Here is an 18,568-nt window from a genome sequence, read left to right on the forward strand (position 1 = left end):
CATTCAAACAACGGAGACAAGGTGATGAACAGAAGAAGCTTTCAACTGACGCTGGCTGCCGCCGCACTGGCGCCGCACGCCCTGCTGCGAGCGCAGGAGCCATGGCCAGGCAAGCCCATCAAGGTGGTGCTGTCGCAGCCGGCCGGTTCCGGCCCCGACAACATCGCGCGACTGCTCGGCGATGGCCTGTCGCAGTCGATCGGCCAGCCCTTCGTGATCGACAACAAGCCGGGCGGTCAGAACGTGATCGGCGCGCAGGCGGTGAAGCAGTCCGCGCCCGACGGCTACACCTTCTACTTCGCGACGACGGCCGCGCTGGTGACCAACAGCTATCTGTTCAAGACGCTGCCCTACGACCCGCTGAAGGACTTCGCGCCAGTGGCCTTCGTCGCCAACAGCCCGTTCGCGCTGCTGGTGAGCAGCGAGTCGCCCATCAAGTCGGTGGACGAACTCATCGCTCGCAGCAAGGCCGACCCCGGCAAGCTGTCGCTGGCCAACGAAGGCCCGCGCACCTTCGGCGGGATGATCGCGCGTCTCTTCAATGCGCGTGCCAAGGCCGGCACCAACCTGGTGGCCTACAGTTCCATCGGCACCGGCGTGCAGGATCTGATGGGCGGGCATTCGGACGCGCTGGTGGCCGATGTGGCGTCGACCGCGCAACTGGTGCGCCAGGGTCGGCTGCGCATGCTGGCCGTGACATCGCCCAAGCGCATCGCGGGCTGGGACAACGTGCCGGCGCTGGCCGAGACGCTGCCGGGCGTGGACATGGTGGGGTGGATGGCGGTCGTCGCACCCGCCGGGACGCCGGCACCCATCGTCGCCCGCATGAACACGGGCATCAACGCCATGCTGGCGAATCCGGCCTTTGCGGACAAGCTGCTGGCGATCGGCCCGATTGCCGCGCCGCCGCAGTCGCCCCAGCAGTTCGAGGCCTTCCTGCGCGAAGAGCACCGCCGCCTCGGCCAGGTGGCCGCGGAGATCGGCTTGCTGCCGGAGTAGGGCGCGGGCCACTCAGCCGGGCACGAGGCCCGCTGCCTGGACGCCGGCGATGCAGATCGCCTCGTCCTCGTCACCGGTTCCGCCGCTGGCACCGACGGCGCCGAGCACCGTGCCCTGCGCGTCCTTGATCAGCACCGCGCCGGTCTGCGGCAGAAAGCGGCCGCCCGAGGTGGCGGCCAGCGAGACGAAGAAGTTGGGGTTGCCCTTGGCACGTTCGCCGAGCGTGCGGCTCGACACGCCCATGCCGACGGCGCCCCAGGCCTTGCCCTGTGCGACTTCGAAGCGGAACATGCTGGCGCCGTCCTCGCGCGCAAAGGCCTTGAGGTGGCCGCCTTCGTCGAGCACCACCACGCCCATGGGCTGGTAGCCGGCCTGCTTCGATGCGGCGAGCGCGGCGCTGATGATCTGGTTGGCCTGGTCGAGTGTGAGTGGCGTCATGGCGTCAGGGTGTGATGGAGGTTGGGAGTTGATTGTCTGCTCAGGTAGCCGGTGTCGGTCGCGTCAGGGCGTCGAAGCCGAAGCGGTTCATGCTGCCGAAATTCGGGCTCGCGGGATGGGGCACGAAGCGCGTGCGGCAATCGAGCACGGCCGGCAACCCGGACGCCAATGCGCGCGCCATCGCGGGTGCCACGTCTTCCGCACGCATGAAGCGCTGTCAGATCAGCGGCGTCGAGCGATTTCCCCCACGCCGGTTGAGCTGAGTCGCCATGGCTTGCAGTTCGGGCACGAGCGTCAGCAGCCGGCGCGTGAGCCAGTACAGGTGCGAAGGGTCGATCGGGTCGGGCTGTCTCAAGGTCTTGATCAGCCGCTGGGGACGGTCCCCCAGGGCCAGATGGGTCAGCGGTTCCAGGATGATCGCGAGTTCCTGCCGTACATGCTCGTCCACGAGATCGTGCTCGTCCAGGCTGTGCCAGATGGCCTGCACTGCGCGCTCGCACGACTCCGCATCCGATGGCGCGCTCAGTTCGATGGGATAGTCCAATGAACTCGGCGCCATCGGTGGCATGCCCCGTGTCTCCGCGGCCGCATGATTTCTTCGTGAGGGCATTTGCTGCTCCTTCGTGTGCGAGCACACGATACGCCGCACTGAAGCGGATCGCAATGACGGCGCAATGCGGGTGCGAAGGCGAATCCATGCCGGCACGCGCCATGAGCACTGCACGCGGCCATCTTTGCGCGCAATGAAACAAGCCATTCAGGCGCCGCGTCTTTTTCCGCTCCGCATTCGTCGCTAGAGTTGCCGCAAGGGGTCGGCTCTCCCGGCTTGCCCGCCTTCAAAGGACGAACCATGAGCCGTGATCCCTTGTACTTCGACGACCTTCATGTCGGCGACACCTTCCAGACCGCGACACACACACTCGATACGGAGCAGATCAAGGGATTTGCGCGGCAGTACGACCCTCAGCCTTTCCATCTCGATGAAGCCGCGGCCCGCGAGTCGCTGTTCGGCGGCCTCGCGGCCAGCGGCTGGCACACGGCCGCGATCACGATGCAACTGCTCGTGACCAGCGGGCCGGCGCTCGCCAACGGCATCGTCGGCGCTGGAGGGGAGGTCGAATGGAAGGCGCCGACGCGCCCCGGCGACGTGCTTCGCGTGGAGAGCGAAGTGACCGCCCTGACCCCTTCGCGCTCCCGCCCGGACCGGGGCATGGTCGTGCTGCGATCCAACACGGTCAACCAGCGCGGGGAAATCGTGCAGACGCTCACCGCCAAGCTGGTGGTCGGACGCAGGCCGACAGCGTAGTCATCGACGCGCAGGCGCTCATGCCTCGGCGGGGTCCGCCGCCCTATCATCGGCTCCCAACGCAACCGGGAGCTTGGATATGGACCGAATTGCCGCGATGAATGCCTTCGTCCGCGTGGTCGAGGCAGGCACCTTCACCAAGGCAGCGGACACGCTCGACGTGCCCAATGCCACCGTCACCCGCCTGATCCAGGGCCTGGAGCAGGAGCTGAAGGTGCGCCTCCTCCACAGGACCACGCGCTCGGTGACCGTGACGCCCGAAGGTGCGACATATTACGAACGCGTGATCCGGCTGCTGGCGGATCTCGCGGATATCGAGGCCAATGCCAGCCAGTCGCTCGCCAAGCCCTCGGGGCGCGTTCGCGTGGAGACCGCGGCAGCGATCGGTTCCCTGGTGATCGTCCCGAGGCTGGCCGAGTTCTATCGCGACTTCCCGGAGGTGGAGATCGAGCTCGGCGCGGGCAACCGGCGGGCCGACCTCGTCGCGGAGGGGATCGACTGTGCCATCCGCATGGGTGATGTCACCGAACAGATGCTCGTCGCCCGACGCATCGGCGAGTTTCACTTCACGACCTGCGCCACACCGGCTTTCCTCGCGCGGCACGGCATCCCCGCCACGCCCGAAGACCTGCGGGAGCGCACGACGCTCGGCATGAACTCGGCCCGTACCGGGCGGCCGCTGCCGTTCCGCTTCACGAACGCCGCCGGGGAGGTGGATCTCCAGCTGACGCACAGTCTGGTGGTCAATGACACCAATGCCTACCTGGCGGCCGGACTTGCCGGTCTGGGCATCATCCAGGCGCCGACCTATGTCGTGCATTCGGCAGTGAGCGGTGGCCACCTGGTGCCCGTGCTCGGGGATTGGGACACGCCGGGTTTTCCCGTCCACCTCATCTACCCGCCCAACCGCTACCTGAGCGCCAAGGTGCGTGTCTTCATCGACTGGATCATCGCGCTGTTCGAGCAGCACGAAGACCTCAGGCGCCGCTGAGTCGTGGCGCCGGCCCGTCTGCCTGCAACAGCGCCCGCCGCAGGCGCTCCATGCCGGCGTCCCTGATCGCCAGGCTTTCGAGGGTCGCCAGCAACGATTCGAAGTAGGCCCGGCTGGTGCCGAGCGCGCCCTTGCCAGTGCGCAGAAAGTGCGCGATCTGCTCGACGGGAAGCCCGCCGACATAGCGCTGGTGACGGCGATTCACGACGAATGCCAGCGCGCGCAGACTGCTTCCATCGGCAACGACGGTGACCCAGCGCGCAGCGTAGGAGCCCGCGAGCATTTCGCGCCGCCACAGCAGGCGCAACTCTTCAGCCGTCCGCGCGGCGGGAATCCGATAGACCCGCCCGATGCAGGCCCCGCCCCGATCCAGCGCGCACATGACCCCAGGCTCGTCCGGCGATCCTCTCGCGAAGTGCAGTCGCAGGCAGAACCGGCGATGCCAGCCCTGAAGGCGCGCGGTCAGGACCTGGTCGTGCTCCAGCGCGGGATTCCACATGAGCGAGCCATAGCCGAAGACGTGCACGTCCTGCGTGTCGTCATGCGATCGCAGCATGTCGGCGAGCGATGCTGCGAGCTCTTCGTCGCTGCGCATCGTGACGCCAGGGGGCGGGTCGGCCCGCCAGGCCGTCAGGAGAGTACCTTCCCGCAGGCGCTTTCGCGTCGCCTCGGTTTCGTCCCCGAGGGGTGCGGCATCGATGTACTCGGCCGAGTTGGCGCTCATCGCGATGTCCTTTCGAATCGTCGAGGCAACTCTAGGGTGCAGCCGCATCCACGCCAACGGGGCGTGCTGAAATTGATCTTTGCACGCGCGGGAAAAATGCCGGCCAGCCTCAGCCGCGCCGTACCACGTCGAACCGGAGGCCGCTCGAACCCTCGCCGCGCCCCGTGGTCTTGCTGCGACCGATCCACAGCAGAGCGCGTCCCTGTGCGTCGCGCGCGTAGTTGAAGCAACGCTTGAGCTCGATGCCGTCGCGCGGTACTTCTTCCTCGTCGATGCGCAGGTAATCGGTGGCGACGGGCGCGTTCGGGTCCATGCGAAGGATCGCGCCGCGCGGATGGAACATGAAGCCCTGCAGCCGGTTGTCGGGCGAGCCCTGCTCGGCGTTCTCCTCGACGAAGGGCGCATCGCGCAGGCGTTCGATGAAGGCCTTGTAGTCCGCGTTGCGGGGATCGTCCAGGCGCGCGGGCGTGACCTGGTAGTGATGCGTCACCACGCCGCGCTGCAACTGGATGGCCCAGTGGGCGGGCGTCGCACCGGCCTTCTTCACCGGCAGGAAGGGAATCCAGTGAGCCGCCACCGGCGTCTGCAAGGTGTAGTGCAGGGGCGCACCGCCGGGCACGGGCACTGCGCCGGGCGGGGGGCGCAACTGCTGGTTCGTCGACAGGCGGCTGCTCTCGAACTTGCGGTCGAGCGCTTCTCCGGATGTCCCCTGCACGCGCTTCTCGATGCCCCAGACCATGTTGGCCATTTCGTCGCGCATCATCAGCACGTGTTCGAGCGGCGGCCCCTCGAGAGTCTTGAGCGCGGGGCACAGGTACAGGATGTCGTCGAGGCGCTTGCGCGGCGGCGCCGCGCTGTCGCCCACGCTCATTTCGTACATCGTCCATTGCGAGCCGTCGGGATTCGTCGCCGGCGGAATCTTCACCGTGATGCCGAAATTGTCGAGCACGTCGAGCTTCGCGACGCGGTACAGCGCATTCACCGGCAGGGTGACGGGCAGGGTGAACCAGTCGTTGCCGAAGACCAGGGCGTACTCGATCACTGCCAGCCGTGCCAGGTCGTTCTTCGCCGCGCCGAGCATGCCGAAACTGACCCGGCCGTCCTCGAACTCCCAGTACCGGTCTGCCGGCATGCCGGGATAGCGCGCGATCGCCGGCATCGGCGGGCGCTTCGGCTCGAACGCGATCAGCTGCACGCCCGCATCGGCCTGTGCGGTGTCGGCATTGACGGTGAAGTCGTGCCAGTCGAGGCGGCCGTCTGCGTATTCCTCGGCATCGAGCTTCAGCAGCGGCGAGGTGCCGTCCGCCTGCAATGCGAATGCGTATTCGAGTCGCTGCGGATTCCAGTACGCGCTGGCGCCCGGTGTCGTGCCATCGAGCGTCAGTTCATCCAGCCAGGCCATCCACTGCGCGGCGACGCCTCGGAAGGCCGCGAGTTGCCCCGCAGCCAGCCCGAGGCCGGTGCCGAAGGCGTCGAGCGCGCCGTCGTTGCCGAGCATCGGCCGCAGATCGCCGGCGAGCGCCAGCGCATCGACGGCCTGTCCGCTGAGCAGGGCGTTCCAGACGAAGCCGGCGTTGTCCGCGGCGGGATCCTTCGGCGCGGCGATGGTCGCGGCATGGTCTTCCAGCAACTTCGGCAGCGCATCCTCCAGTCCCGCCGCGCGCAACTGGCGCATGAACTGCTGCCCGGCCTGCGCATTCAGCTTGGGATGCGCGGCCAGCACCTGCTCGCGCTCGACCATCGCCTCGATCGGTGACGCCCCGGCGATCGACAACGGCGGCGCGTCACCGCCGACCAGCGTCGTGACCGGCACGCCCTCGACGCGCAACGACGCGTTGATCGGGCTTCCCGCGTCCTCGCCCTGGAATTCGTTGAACTGCCATTGGCGCGCGAGCAGCCACAGCGGATCGGCGACACGGGCCTGCAGGGCTTCCGACACGTCATCGCTCGTGGGCAGCGGCTCGAGCCTCGACCAGGTGGTGGCCGAGGGGTCGGGTTTGAGAATGACGGCCGCGAGCGACTCGATGCCGATCGTCCTGGCTGAAACGCGATAGACACCCATGTCGACCTCACTCGAATGCGGCCAGTTTGCCGGACGCCATCTTCATGACGCTGTTGGCGCTGGCCTCGCCGCCCAGCGCGCGCAGCACGGAAAGGTTCTTGTCGAGCATCTTCACGAAGTCCACCGACGGCACGTCGCGCTTGAAGTTGTTCGACAGGAAGATGCCCGGCAGCATCAGGCCGAGGCCTGTCAGGTCCTGCGGGCGCACGGCGCGCAGCCGCGCGAGGTCCATGGCCTCGTTCACCGTATCGAGCAGCGCCTGCAAGGTCCAGGCGTCGGCGGACGGATCGGGGGGCACCGCGAGCAGCATCGTCTGAGGTGGCCGAGCGCCCGGTGCATCGAAGTGGAAGCCGAGTCCCGTCGTCTCCTGGTCGGACGGCACGGTCTCCGACCATTCGTCGACGAACAGGCCGGCCATCGTGTCCGCCGGTGCCAGCGCGGCCAGTGCCGAAGGCGCATGCGCGACCACGGCCACCGCGCCGCGCAGGTCCTGGCCTGGGGTCGGCGGCAGCGCGCACCAGCGCGCGGAGCCTTCGCGTGGAAACTGCAGCAGCTTGCAGTCTTCCGGCGCCCCCGCTTGTCCCATCGCCTCGGCGGCCGACAGCACGTCGGCGAGCAGCCCGGTGCCTTCTCGCACGCATCCCAGCTTGGGAAGCCAGCCGGCGATCGCGAGATCGTCGCCGCCGAGCAGCGTCGCCCGGTCGCCGAGCGTGGTGGCAGCATCGCTCGCGTAGGCGCCAAGGCTGAAGCGCGGGAGAACCGGGAAGGCCTTGCCGAGGATCGCGGCGATGCGGTCCAGCGCCGCCTGCGCTTGTCTCACGGTGCTGTCGGCAGCAGCCGGCGCTGGCGCCGCATCGAGCCGCGCCTTCACTTCCGCATGGAGCCCCTTTGCGCGCGCATGCGCCAGTTCGACCGTGTCTCCCGGCGTGACGCGCTGGCCTTCGCCTTCGACTGTGCCGGCCGCGACGCGCTCGCTGGGCAGCGCGCTGCGCCAGCCCAGCACGCGCGCCTGCGCCAGTGCCGATTGCAGCGACGCGAGCAGTGCAGGGCGGTTCGGCGCATCGGCGGCGAGGCTGACGAAGCCTTGGTCGTCGAGCGGCACCCCGGCGACCGCATTGGCCAGTGCATCGAGCGCCGCCAGCGCCGGTGCTTCGGCGCGTTGCATGCGCTGCAGCAGGTCGGGCAGGTCGACACCCGCGAACTCGCCATCGTTCAGCATCGCCTCGGTCTCGACGCCATCCTCGGCGCGCACCATGTCCATGCGCCGCAGCGGACGGGTCTTCTCGATCAGCCGCCGCAGCAGCCATGCGAAGGACTCGAAGACGACAAGGCCCTTCTTGCCCGGCGTCTCCGCCTGCAGCACGATCGCCTGGTGTTCGGGGACGGCGCCTGGCAGTGCGCGCGCCTTGGCCGCAAGCGCCGCGCCGACGCGCTCTTGCACCTCGCTCTGGCCGCGGCCCGATTGCGATTCGCTGCCCAGCACCAGCGCGAGCGGCGAGAGCCCCAGGTCGGCCAGGCCCACTTCGAGCTTCACGCCCGAGTCGGTCCACGACACGATCTTCGGCGACACCGCATCGTCGAGGATCGCATCCATCAGCCGGGCCTGGAACACGTACCGGGCCGGATCGCCGAGCAGGCCGCCCAGCCAGGCGTTCAGGCAGGGCTCGACCTGTGCCGCCAGGTCGTTGTCCGCGACACCCGCCCACGGGCCCAGGGCTGCCGATTGCATCGCGACCACCACGCGCTGCGTGTAGCCGCGCGTGCTGCGCGGCGTGTCGACCACGCGCGCATCCGGTGGGCGCTGCTGCTTGTCGAGCGACTGCATCGCAGCACCGGCGCCGTCCATGTTGCCGCCTGACACCTGGAACACGCTCTCGGCGAGCACCAGGTCGGCCACCGAATCCATCTGGTCGAGCAGGTCGTCGAGGATGCGCGCCATCGTCGCCTGTTCGGCGGCGCTCAGCACCAGCGGCGGGTCGGTCGAAGCGGCGATCGGGCCCACGCCCTTCGCGCGGTATTCGGCGATGAGCCTGACGCCGTCGACGACGTTGCGCGCCGCGATGGCTTCCTTCGCCTCGTCGCTCGCCTTCTCGCCGGCCGGCATCAGCGGGAAGGCGCGCCGCAATTCGAGGATGTTCTGCGACAGCGAGGCATCGCGAAGGCCGCGCTCGAAGCGATAGCCCAGCAAGGCGGCCATCGACTGCCCATTGGCGATCCCTTCGAGCAGACGCTTTGCGCGCTTCACGCGGTGCGAGCGCAGGTCGATGTTGAAGGCGCCCGCCGCCGCCTGCCGGTTCGCGACGTGCGCGCTGCGCAGGATGGCGGCGGTCGCTGCCTGCTGCAGCGAAGGCGCGTGCACGTAGCCGAGGCTGTCGGCCGACTGGTCGGCTGGTCGCGCCGAATCGGGCAACAGGTCCTCGACCACGCCGAACGCGCCGATGTGCAGGCCCTCCGGTGCCGCCTCGCGCATTTCGTCGAGCCGCTTGGTCGCCAGCGAAGTGATCCACGCATCGAGCCGGTGCGAATAGAGGTCCAGCGTAGTCTTGAAGGCATGCGTCAGCTCGCCGGCATTGCGGTCCTTCAGGAACGCCAGACTGTCGCGGAAGGTCGCGATGTTCTTCAACTGCTCCGGCCAGTTGACGACGAGCTCGCCCAGGTGGCTGCCGATGAAGGCTTCGACCGAGGGCGAAGCGCCCGTCGTTCCTTCGAGCTTGAGGCCGAGCACCGCATGGGCGTGGCCGAGGTCGAACTGGTCGCCGATGGTCGTGGCGACGTCCACGCCGATGTATTCCGCGGGACGCAGGCGCTGGGCCTCGGTCTTCATGACCGCGCTGAGGTTGGTTCGCGTCCTCACATGTTCCAGGAACAGGCCGCGTCCCGACTGAAGCACTTCCTCGTCGGCGGCGAAGGCGAGCATGGCGGCGAGCAGCGAATCGGCGTCCTGCATCGCGGTGATCGCGCCGCGGATCTGCTGGGAGGGCTGCGACAGCAACTGCAGCAGCGTGGCGATGTAGTTGGGTGTGAGCACCTGGTCGTCGGGCAGTTCCTGCTGCGGATGCGCGGGGTCGCGCTGCACCCAGGGAACGGCATCGAGCGAATGCGGCTTCGGCCGCACGGCACAGGTCGCCAGGAAGGGCGCCTGCGTCGAGAACGGCTGCTTGCCGAGCAGGCTCTGCAGCAGCAGCGTGAGGAACAGGCCCTGCCATGCCGCGAAGGGCTCGATGTCGGGATAGTTCTTCACCGCGGCCGGCCCCGCGACCTGCCAGAAGCGCTTGGCCAGCGCCCACGGCTGCATGGCCAGCACCTGGTGCAGGCTCTCCGCCTTCGGGTCGCGCAGGGTGGGCACGCCCGGCACGGCGCGTTCCCAGTGGTTGCGGAACCATCCGATGGCCTCGAGCAGCTCGCGTTCGATCGCCGAGTTGGCCTTGGGCTGGTAGGAGCGGGCGCAGATGGGCAGCATGCCGTAGGGCGTCTTCCCGACGCGCAGTGCGGACAGGGGACCGCTGGCGCGCAGGAAGCGCACCGCGTAGGCGCGCAGTTGATCGATGGCGGCGTCATCGACCAGCGTCTGCGTGCTGTCGATCGGGTTCCAGAAGAAGCGCAGCGTGTAGCCGAGGGTCGCGTTCCAGAGGGCGTTGAGCATGTGGCCCGCGCTGGCCCCTTCGAGCAACCCGGCGCCCGGCACGGTGCCCGCGTCGAAGCTGGCCTTCGGCAGGCCGAGCAGCAATTGCATGCGCGCGCCGGCGCTTGCCAGTTCGTCGGCAACCTGCGCCGACGCGGCGGTCGCACCGGCGGGATCGAGCGCGACAACGACGTCCTCGCCGTTGGCGGCGAAGCCCGCGCGCACGGCGGCCGTGTTGTTGGTCGGCGTGCCCTGCGCCACGTACTTCAGGCCGTCCGCATGCAGGTGGTTGTCGAACAGCGACCCCACCAGCGCGGCCGCACTCGCTGGCGTCTGTGTCCAGTCGACGCCCAGCACGACCAGCCGCTCGACGCCCTGCGACATCAGCGCGTTCGCCTTGAGGTCGCCCTGCGTGACGGTGATCGCCATGCCTGCGGCTTCGGCGGACTTGTAGTCCACCATCCAGCCACGGTCGCCGCCGAATGGATCGAAGGTGTCGGGGTCCTGCCCCTCGGCCAGCAGCGGATCGAAGAGGGGCGACAGCGCGAGGTGGTCGGCCACGACCGTGCCCCACTTGCGGAAGATCTCCTTGCCGCCGCGCAGCCCGATCGCGACGAAGCGGTCGGGCAGCGCCTGCGCCACCACCTGCTGCGACTGCCTGGCCGACTTCGGGATCGCCGTATCGTCGAAAAGCGGCGCCTTGTCGGGGCCGATGAGGGCGGCGTTGGTGGGCGTGGTGGCCTGCACCACATAGGCTGCGCGCGACGGACCGAAGATCCGCGCGATCTGCGTCCACGGCGATGCGGGGTCCTCAGGATCGGCAAAGCGCTGCGTCCAGTAGCGCTTGCCTTCCTCGATCTCGCTGTCGCTCAGTCCGGGATCGTGTGTGAAGCCATGCAGGGTGTCCGGGTAGATGCGGATCATCAGGCGCGTTGTCGCATCGTCGTAGCGGGTCTGCACCGCCACCGGCATCAGCAGCACCGGTTGGGCCGCGGAGAGCGCCTGCACCATCAGCGCCGGGTCGCGGCCATTGCGCAGGCGTTCCGAGAGCACGCCGATGGTCTTCAGCGACTCGCGAGCCTTGGCGTCGGCGTCGCGCGCGGATGCGGCCAGTTCGTCCAGGCGTTGCTGCTGGCGCGCGAGAAGCTGCTCGTCGGCGCCGCCGCGGCGCAACTGCTGCAACCCCGTTTGCGCCTGCGCGTGCCCCGCACTGGCGCTGCGCTGAAGCTCGCGCTGCTTCGCGAGTTCGGCGCGCGCCTCGAGGATCGCGGCAAGATTCAGTTCCAAGGGCATGGCGGGTCCTCAGGTGGCGAGATCGGCGCCGACGTAGTAGGCGCGGAACGGCTGCTGCAGCAGCGCCTTGGCAATGTCGGCGGCGGTCGCGTTGCCGGCCAGGCTCGGGAACGATGCGAAAGGCTTGACCGGCGGATCGATGATCGAGGCGATGCTGAAGTTCATGCCGGCCTCGACCTTCACGTGCGACCACGACAGCGCCTTGTAGGCGTTGTAGCCGCTGGCCAGCAGTGCGTTGTTCGGCACGGCCATCTCGACCAGCGCCGACTTCAGGGCCGCCCGCTGCAATGGCTTGGTGCCCTGCGCCTGCCCCTGGACCGGCACGTCGACATCGAAACCGAAGCGCGGCTCGCTCATCTGTTCCTCGAGCACGAAGCACCAGTCGGCCACGTCTTCCTTGTCGATGTCGAAGCCGAAGAAGGTGATGTCCGGCGGGATCACGCCTTCGAACACCGGCAACTGGAGCTCGACCGGGCTGCCGTCGGGCTTCTTGGCGAGCTGGGTGTGGTCGGCGCTCTGCGGGTCGGGGCTGGCGGGCATGGTGCGCTTCTTCCATGCGTACACGGCCGTGTTGGGATAGCGGCGCAGGAGCTGTCCACGCACCAGCAACGCGATGCGATTGGGATCGGTCAGGTTCGGGTCGGTGCGCAGGCCCAGGGGCTGGGCCTTCCACAGGTGCATCGGGTCCATGTCGTCGTGCCGTGGCCGCCAGAAACGCTGGAAGGGCGTGCCGCGCAGATCGGTCGGGAAGCCGCGCCACAGCAGTTCGCTGTTCATCTCGTGGTTGGCGCCGGCCATCAGTGCGTCGATGAAGAACTGGTTCACTTGCACCAGCATGATGAGGTCCTGCGGCAGATCGTCGACGCCGGGCATGAAGGCGTTCTTGTCGTAGCCCACGAGGTCGATGTAGAGCGGCTTGTGCAGGTGCGGCCACGCCATCACGCGGTCGACGAGCTTCGGGATGAAGAAGCGCATGTCGGCCAGCGCGTCCTTTCCCAGGTAGGGGGCGACGTGCTGGCTGGAGATGGAAACCGTCGACGCGAGCCGCGCGTGCAGGGTGAGCGCCGGGTCCGTCCGGGCCAGGATGACGGCCGAGGCCTGCGCCAGCGGAAAGTCGATGGTCTGGACCTCGACGCGCCGGTCGACGAATGCATCGCGCCAGGTCGACTGCACGCCGCGCGTGGCAACTGCGAAGCGGTTCAGCACCTCGCGCTTGCGGATCGCCGGAGGCAGCGTGACGCTCACCACGGGCGGCGGTGCCGCGCCCGGGCGAGGCTGCTGGAACTCGAAGTTGGGATCCAGGGTGAAGTTGGGCGCGGTCGCGCCGACGGCCGAGACCAGCGCATTCGGCGGCAGCGACGCGATCAGGCCGCCGGGGTTGAATTCTCGCGAACTGCCGACGGTCACCTTCCCGACCTTCAATCCGGCAAGCGCCGCCGCGCCGGCCGCGGTGCGACCCTTGCCCGCAAGCGGCAATGCGCGACGGGCTGCATCGAAGTGGGCCACGACGCGGTCGATGGTGAAGCCGCCGCTGCGCGCATCGAGCCGCATGGCGCTCACTCGCAACTGCGCGGTCGCAGCCGTTGCTTCCACGAGAAATCCTTCGACGCCGCGCTGGCCCAGTGATTCGACCTGCGATGCGACCACGCCCCAGTCGCTGGCCTTCACCGCCGGCGAGTTGGACGTGAGTGCGCCGAAGCGGCTGACGTGCACGTCGGTGAACACGCCGAGGTGCTCGCCGGGGCGGATCTTCAGTTCCGGCACGCCCTGCGTGGCGAGCGTCTTCGTGGCCACGTTCCCGCTCGCCAGCACCTGCTTGACCTGACCGACGGTGTAGCGCGCGCCTTGCAGGCCCAGCGCAGCCAGGTCGATGCCCGCGCTGCCCGCGCCGCCGAGATCGACTCTGTCGAACATCTTCGTGCCCACGATGCCGTCGGGCATGAACGCGTTGACCATGAACGCCTGCGACCGGGCGCTTGCCTTCGCCATGGTCGACAGGTAGGTCGTGCTCACTGCCGGCAAGGCGGCGACGTTGCGGTTGAGCCGGGCAGACACGCGCAACGCGCGATTGGCCGGGCTCGCGACGCGCCGCAGCGCCGCATCGACCAGCGCACCGGGCATGCTGGATCGGTCGAGCCGCCCGCCGAGCGATGCGACCTGCCCGTTGATGCGGAAGGTCTGCGCGGCGGTGCCCAGCGCCTCGATGCGGGGCAGCGCCGGACCGAAGATCTGCAGCACGCGCTCGGGCGGAAGCACATCGAAGTGCTTGCGCTTGAGCGCGCCCAGCACTTCGATCGCCAGCCGCGTGAGGTTGAATTTCCGCTCCGCCTCCAGGATGTCGCCGATCTGGTCCCAGCAGGCATCGACATAGTCTTCCTGGTTCTTGCGCACGACTTCCGCGCCGTAGCCCGCCGCCCCGCGATATCGCGGGTTCAGGTTGAGGTCCGCGAGCCAGTGCTTGCCGAGCCTGGGCGCATTGGCGGGCCCGAATCCGGCGCGGAACACCTGGTGCTTTTGCGCATGCCAGCCGCCGACCATCGGCGGCTTGACCTCGATGCGCCGGCCCTGCGGGTCGTTCGCGCCGTCGCCCACCGGATTGACCACCTGGTCCTGCGGCGTGTTGACGATGATCTCCAGGCTCTCGGCCTGCGTGTCGTGCGGTGCTTCGCCGGGTTTGAAGCTGATGGGCACCAGCGCGCCTTCCATGGTCGTCGCGAGGCCGGGTGTCGATCCGTTCAGCAGGTCGTCGACCGACATCGGGATGGTGCCGACCGCGGCGAGCTGCGCAGCGACCGGCGTGCCCTTGTACGAACCCGGCGTGCGCAGGCGACGCGCCAGCGATTCGAAGTCGCCCTTGGGGCCGGTCGAGAACTCCCAGTGGTGGTAGACCGGCAGGACCACATCGGCGGCCAGGGCCTTGTTCCATGCCGGCGCGAGCGCGGCCATCGCGGGCATGCCCTCGTCGCTCACGAGGCCCAGGCCGCGCAGGCGCCCCGGCTCGAACGCCGGCACGACACAGGCCACGTAGTCGGTGCGCTCCTTCAGGCGGCGCGGGCAGATCAGTCGCGACACATTGCTTTCGGGCTTGCCCTGCAGGTCCGACTGGATCTGCGCCGCGTTGTCGTTGACGAGCTGGCAATGCGCCCAGGACCACGACTCGGCGAGATCGGGCAGCTCTGCCGACACGTCGGCCGCCTTGATGCGCACGGACGGCATCAACGCACCCGGCGCCATCGCGGGAGGCGCCACCTTCGACGCATCGAGCACCACCAGCACCAGCCAGGGTCGCAGCCGCCGGTCGCCCTGGGCCTTCGCGGGCGTGAGCATCCATGCGAAGTCGGGCGGATCGAAGTCGATGATCGCGAGGTAGTTCGGCTCGAAATTCGTCGCGTTGGGCTTCGGGTCGGTCCGAACGACCAGCCGGGTATCGATGCCGATCACGTCGCCCGGCCCGTGCAGGCGCATCTGCAATGGCGCGATCGCCTCGCCGTCGTTCGGCGCGGCGAGCTTGACGCCGATCGTCGCCGCGCCCCGTGCAGCAAGCGCGTTGCCGGCGCCCAGGTTGTCCTCCGTGTCGAGCGCAACCGCGAGGCCGCGTCGTACCCAAGGCAGGAACTGATAGGCAATGGGCATGAGCGTGTTCCTTTCGGCGGCTCAGAACGACATCTCGAAGGCTTCGACCACCTGCACGCCGGGACCGGCCGCGGCCGCCGCGTCCTGTGCCGTCCAGAACGATTGCGCGGCGCGGCCCGAGAGCGCGGAGCCGGTCATCGTGCCGGCGGCTGCGTTCATCGTCTGCAGGGGAGGCGGATTGACCTTGACCTTCACTTCATCCACGGGCTGGAGCTTTGCCTTGTCGCGCAGCGGCGAGCGCCCGGCCGCGCCCATGCCGAGCGCCCATTCGGCATGCGCGCCCGTCAGCAGGCCCGCGGAAACGATCAGGGTCGGCCCCACCGGCGTCGACAGGTTGACTTCCTCGTAGTCGAACTTGTCGGCCACCGCGGCGCCGAACAGATAGTCGCGCTGGCCGACCTCGAAGCCCGACTCGAAGCGATCGAACGAGGGCTTGCCCAGCGCGTCGTCTTCCGTCACGTCGACGAACTGCGCGATGGGGAAGTTGTCGTCGAGCCGCCGATCGGCGGGCTTGGTGACTGCGCCGAAGCTCAGGTCGCCGATGCCGATCTGCTTGTCGCCCTCGATGCCATCCGAACCCAGCTTGCCGAGCTGCTTCGCCAGCGGCATGCGCTTCTGCACGAACTGCAGGAGACCATTCGGATGCGCGAGCAGTCCGGGCGCCGGCGGCAGCTTGATGAGCGTGACGAAGCCGTCGTTGGCCACGGGCAGCACCGCCGACCAGTTGACCGGCGTGCCTTTGTCGTCCTTCGCTTCGAGCTCGCCGCGCAGCACGTCGACGAGCCGCAGCTTGCGCACCGGCGTCGCGCGATCCTCGCCCCAGGTTTCGTCGACGTGGAAGCTGAAGTCCGGCAGCGGCCAGGGCGTGTGGATCGTCGCCTTTCCGACGATGTGCCAGCGCCCCGGGCCGGCCAGCAGGCCGTAGATGTCGACGCTCGCGAAATCGATGTCGAACACCTCGACGCCGGCCCAGACATGGATGTCGACCTCGAAGCGGAATTTCGGGACCACATAGATGATCGCGTTGAACTCGAAGCCGCCCTCGAAGGCCGCGATGCCGACGTCGCCCCACACGCGCATCGCGGAGCCGCCCTGTACCGTGGCGGAGGTGACGGCGAAGTAGCCTTCATAGCGCATGCCGACGATGCCGATGGAGAACTCGGCGCCCACCCGCTGGAAGGGTGCCGGTATGTCGGGCGGAATGTCGGTGAAGCGCGGGTGAAAGCCGCCTGCGCTGATGAGGAAGGTCGGCCGGTCGCCGAAGAGTGCGCGGAAGGCGAACTGGCCGGTGAGCGAGATGAACAGCACGCGCGAGTCGCGCAGCACGCCGTCGAACCAGATCTTCAATGGATCGAAGACGACGCCGCCGGCGATGTCCATCTGCAGGTAGAGCAGCGCGAGCGACTTGTCGAGCAGCGGCGGCAACTGCACGATCAACTGTCCGACGACAACGATCTGGCTGGCCTCGATCAGCACGCCCAGCCGCGCGGTGACCAGGCTGGGCGTGCCCCATCCGAGCTCCAGCATCGGCCCGATGACGAAGCCGCCCGGGCTGAACGGGAAGATCGTGCGCAGCTGGTTGATGATCTGCGGCGCGTTGGCGATGGGGTTCTGCGGGAACAGGAAGCTGTCGAGCGAACCCGTCGACAGGCCCGAGCTCAGCGCCTGCGTGTTGATCGTGTGCTGCACGCCGAGCAATCCGCCGATGCCCGTCAGCGTGAAGCCGAAGCCGAGCTGGACCGGCGGCAACTGCGCCGTGATGATCAGCAGCAGGGACCAGCCCCCGGGGTTCTTCGTCGACAGCAGGCCGATTGCCTTGACGCCGATCTGCATCAGCTTGATGTCGAGCACGCCGCCGTATTCGCCGCGCTCCGGATCGAAGAGCAGGAAGCCGCCGCCCTTGATGACGGAGGCATCGATCGACAGGCCCGCGCCGGAAGGCGGCTTCAGGCCCCATTGGGCCAGCGGGTTCGCACCGCCGCCACCGAGCATGTTGGCGAGATTGAGTTTGGTGCCGAGGCGGTCGATGGAGCCGGCGAAGGGGCCGATCGACACCTGGAAGGAGCCGGCGATCTCGATGTCGATCTGGTTCAGGTCCGCGCCCTTGGTCAGGTCGAAATACAGGAAGGGAATCTGCACCGGGCTGTTCGGGATCTTCTCGAGCGGGATGGTCGCCTTCAGGCCTGTGCCGTCGCGCAGCCGCAGGCCGGCCGCATCGGCGATCAGGCCGAAGCTCAGTTGCACCTCGATGGCATCGCCGATCACCGCCGACAGCAGCGAATCGTCGCCGACCTTCAGCACCAGCTTGGCGTCCTTGAGGTCGAACTGGACCTGTGGTGCATCATTCTTGAGGACGATGCCGCCCGAGAGTTCGCCGATCGAGAAGTGCGTGCCGCTGGTGGAACCGAGCACGAGCGGGTTGGCGCTGCTCTTGCGCGCGAACGCGATGCCGATGTCCATCGCGCCGCTGATCTCGGGTCGCGGGATCGATGCCGGCAAAGGCACCAGCGGTGGCACGCTGAACTGCACCTTGAAGCCCGCCGCGGCCGAGAACTGCAGTGCGAAGGCATCGCCGACCGCCTGCTGTGTGCTCAAGGTGCTTGACAGTCCGGCGAAGAGCTTGGTCTCCGCGCCGGTCGACAGGCCGAGCGTGAGGTCCAGCTTCTTCGATCCGTCATCGCTGCGCGCGAGGCTGAAGCTCTTTTGGTGCGTGGCCGGCGGCAACTGCACGAGCGGCAGCGCCGGCGGCGGCAGGCCGGCACCGTCGAAGGAGCGATCGAGGACCGTGCCCACGGCCATGATCGCCAGGCCCAGGATCATCTGCGGCTCGGCGACCTGAGCCTCGCTCAGGCCCGGGTTGTTGGTCAGCAGCAGCACGAGCTTGCGCGCGGCCGGCTTGCCGTCGGGTTCGTCCACGTCGCCCGACAGGATCAGCAGCAGCTTCGCGATCGAATAGGCCGAAGGCGGCTTGCCCGGCTCGGCGCCGACGATGCGATCGATCTGCCGGATGACCTTGGACAGCTCGTCGACGCCGATCGCACCCGCGTCGATGGCGGCCAGCACCTCGCCCAGCGTCCGCAGGGCGGCCAGCGTCTCGCAGGTGACCATTGTCGCGACGGCGAGCGAATGCGCTTCGGCGCGGGTCGCGGCGAAGGTGCCCGGGTCGATCGTGGCTGCGGTCTTGTCGAGTTGCAGGCCGAGCCGGGTGCGAAGAATGTCCGCGAGGGGACCCGCGAGGTCCGCCGGTGGGCCCGAAGGAAGCTCGGCCTGCAGGCGCGCGACCGCGTCCTGGAACCACCTGAACGCGCGCAGGAAGACCTTGTCCGAAGTGCCTGCCATATGTCCCTCCACGCTGCCCGGGCGCCACGGTGCCTGCGTTGCGCGAATTGCGCGTGACAAGCCTTCTCCTGGGGCCCGAAAAGCCAAGGTCCGCGAGGATACGCCTCGCCCCGGTGTTCGCAATCCGCTGGACGGCCTATGCGTGATGCCAAGGCGGCACG

Annotated in this window: 11 protein-coding genes; 3 read left to right on the forward strand and 8 right to left on the reverse strand. The window is 68.4% G+C overall.

Annotated features, from left to right (window positions below; translation table 11 throughout):
• Nucleotides 1–24 precede the first annotated feature (24 nt).
• The gene (locus AC1D3B_RS04690) at nt 25–999 is read left to right on the forward strand and encodes a Bug family tripartite tricarboxylate transporter substrate binding protein (RefSeq protein ID WP_478189490.1); all 975 of its coding nucleotides are present in this window, start codon (nt 25–27) and stop codon (nt 997–999) included.
• Between the two features lie 12 nt (nt 1,000–1,011).
• Here AC1D3B_RS04690 and AC1D3B_RS04695 read toward each other — a convergent pair whose 3' ends face one another.
• Genes AC1D3B_RS04695 through AC1D3B_RS04705 form a run of 3 tightly spaced genes read right to left on the reverse strand, consistent with a single transcriptional unit; the run spans nt 1,012 to nt 2,047 of the window.
• A complete protein-coding gene (locus AC1D3B_RS04695; protein WP_478189491.1) occupies nt 1,012–1,437 on the reverse strand; it encodes a GlcG/HbpS family heme-binding protein in 426 nt (141 codons plus the stop codon).
• A 40-nt stretch (nt 1,438–1,477) separates the two neighbouring features.
• Complete coding sequence (locus AC1D3B_RS04700) at nt 1,478–1,645, reverse strand: hypothetical protein (RefSeq protein WP_478189492.1); 168 nt, start codon at nt 1,643–1,645, stop codon at nt 1,478–1,480.
• A 9-nt stretch (nt 1,646–1,654) separates the two neighbouring features.
• Complete coding sequence (locus AC1D3B_RS04705) at nt 1,655–2,047, reverse strand: hypothetical protein (RefSeq protein ID WP_478189493.1); 393 nt, start codon at nt 2,045–2,047, stop codon at nt 1,655–1,657.
• Between the two features lie 240 nt (nt 2,048–2,287).
• Between AC1D3B_RS04705 and AC1D3B_RS04710 the strand changes: the two genes are divergently transcribed.
• A complete protein-coding gene (locus AC1D3B_RS04710) occupies nt 2,288–2,743 on the forward strand; it encodes a MaoC family dehydratase (protein WP_478189494.1) in 456 nt (151 codons plus the stop codon).
• Between the two features lie 79 nt (nt 2,744–2,822).
• Complete coding sequence (locus AC1D3B_RS04715) at nt 2,823–3,734, forward strand: LysR family transcriptional regulator (RefSeq protein WP_478189495.1); 912 nt, start codon at nt 2,823–2,825, stop codon at nt 3,732–3,734.
• Here the strand turns inward: AC1D3B_RS04715 and AC1D3B_RS04720 are convergent.
• The 5 genes from AC1D3B_RS04720 to AC1D3B_RS04740 form a co-directional block, all read right to left on the reverse strand.
• Complete coding sequence (locus AC1D3B_RS04720; protein WP_478189496.1) at nt 3,721–4,458, reverse strand: gamma-glutamylcyclotransferase; 738 nt, start codon at nt 4,456–4,458, stop codon at nt 3,721–3,723. The two genes, AC1D3B_RS04715 and AC1D3B_RS04720, sit on opposite strands and share 14 nt — an antisense overlap.
• Before the next feature lie 109 nt (nt 4,459–4,567).
• Nucleotides 4,568–6,520: a hypothetical protein gene (locus AC1D3B_RS04725; protein WP_478189497.1), complete on the reverse strand. Its 1,953-nt coding sequence runs from the start codon at nt 6,518–6,520 to the stop codon at nt 4,568–4,570.
• A gap of 7 nt (nt 6,521–6,527) precedes the next feature.
• Nucleotides 6,528–11,435 carry a hypothetical protein gene (locus AC1D3B_RS04730; protein WP_478189498.1) on the reverse strand — a complete coding sequence of 1,636 codons (4,908 nt, stop codon included), beginning with the start codon at nt 11,433–11,435 and terminating at the stop codon, nt 6,528–6,530.
• 9 nt (nt 11,436–11,444) lie between these two features.
• Entirely contained in the window at nt 11,445–15,068 is a 3,624-nt protein-coding gene (locus AC1D3B_RS04735; protein ID WP_478189499.1) for a hypothetical protein, read from the reverse strand.
• 21 nt (nt 15,069–15,089) lie between these two features.
• Nucleotides 15,090–18,407 (reverse strand): DUF6603 domain-containing protein, encoded by a 3,318-nt coding sequence (locus tag AC1D3B_RS04740; protein WP_478189500.1) that lies wholly within the window; start codon nt 18,405–18,407, stop codon nt 15,090–15,092.
• Between the last annotated feature and the right edge of the window lie 161 nt (nt 18,408–18,568).

This window comes from Variovorax sp. P5_A3 (assembly GCF_056400665.1).

Coding starts and splice junctions, on each gene's coding strand:
- AC1D3B_RS04690 (WP_478189490.1), top strand. CDS start 25: ATGAACAGAAGAAGCTTTCAACTGACGCTGGCTGCCGCCGCACTGGCG.
- AC1D3B_RS04695 (WP_478189491.1), bottom strand. CDS start 1,437: ATGACGCCACTCACACTCGACCAGGCCAACCAGATCATCAGCGCCGCG.
- AC1D3B_RS04700 (WP_478189492.1), bottom strand. CDS start 1,645: ATGCGTGCGGAAGACGTGGCACCCGCGATGGCGCGCGCATTGGCGTCC.
- AC1D3B_RS04705 (WP_478189493.1), bottom strand. CDS start 2,047: ATGCCCTCACGAAGAAATCATGCGGCCGCGGAGACACGGGGCATGCCA.
- AC1D3B_RS04710 (WP_478189494.1), top strand. CDS start 2,288: ATGAGCCGTGATCCCTTGTACTTCGACGACCTTCATGTCGGCGACACC.
- AC1D3B_RS04715 (WP_478189495.1), top strand. CDS start 2,823: ATGGACCGAATTGCCGCGATGAATGCCTTCGTCCGCGTGGTCGAGGCA.
- AC1D3B_RS04720 (WP_478189496.1), bottom strand. CDS start 4,458: ATGAGCGCCAACTCGGCCGAGTACATCGATGCCGCACCCCTCGGGGAC.
- AC1D3B_RS04725 (WP_478189497.1), bottom strand. CDS start 6,520: ATGGGTGTCTATCGCGTTTCAGCCAGGACGATCGGCATCGAGTCGCTC.
- AC1D3B_RS04730 (WP_478189498.1), bottom strand. CDS start 11,435: ATGCCCTTGGAACTGAATCTTGCCGCGATCCTCGAGGCGCGCGCCGAA.
- AC1D3B_RS04735 (WP_478189499.1), bottom strand. CDS start 15,068: ATGCCCATTGCCTATCAGTTCCTGCCTTGGGTACGACGCGGCCTCGCG.
- AC1D3B_RS04740 (WP_478189500.1), bottom strand. CDS start 18,407: ATGGCAGGCACTTCGGACAAGGTCTTCCTGCGCGCGTTCAGGTGGTTC.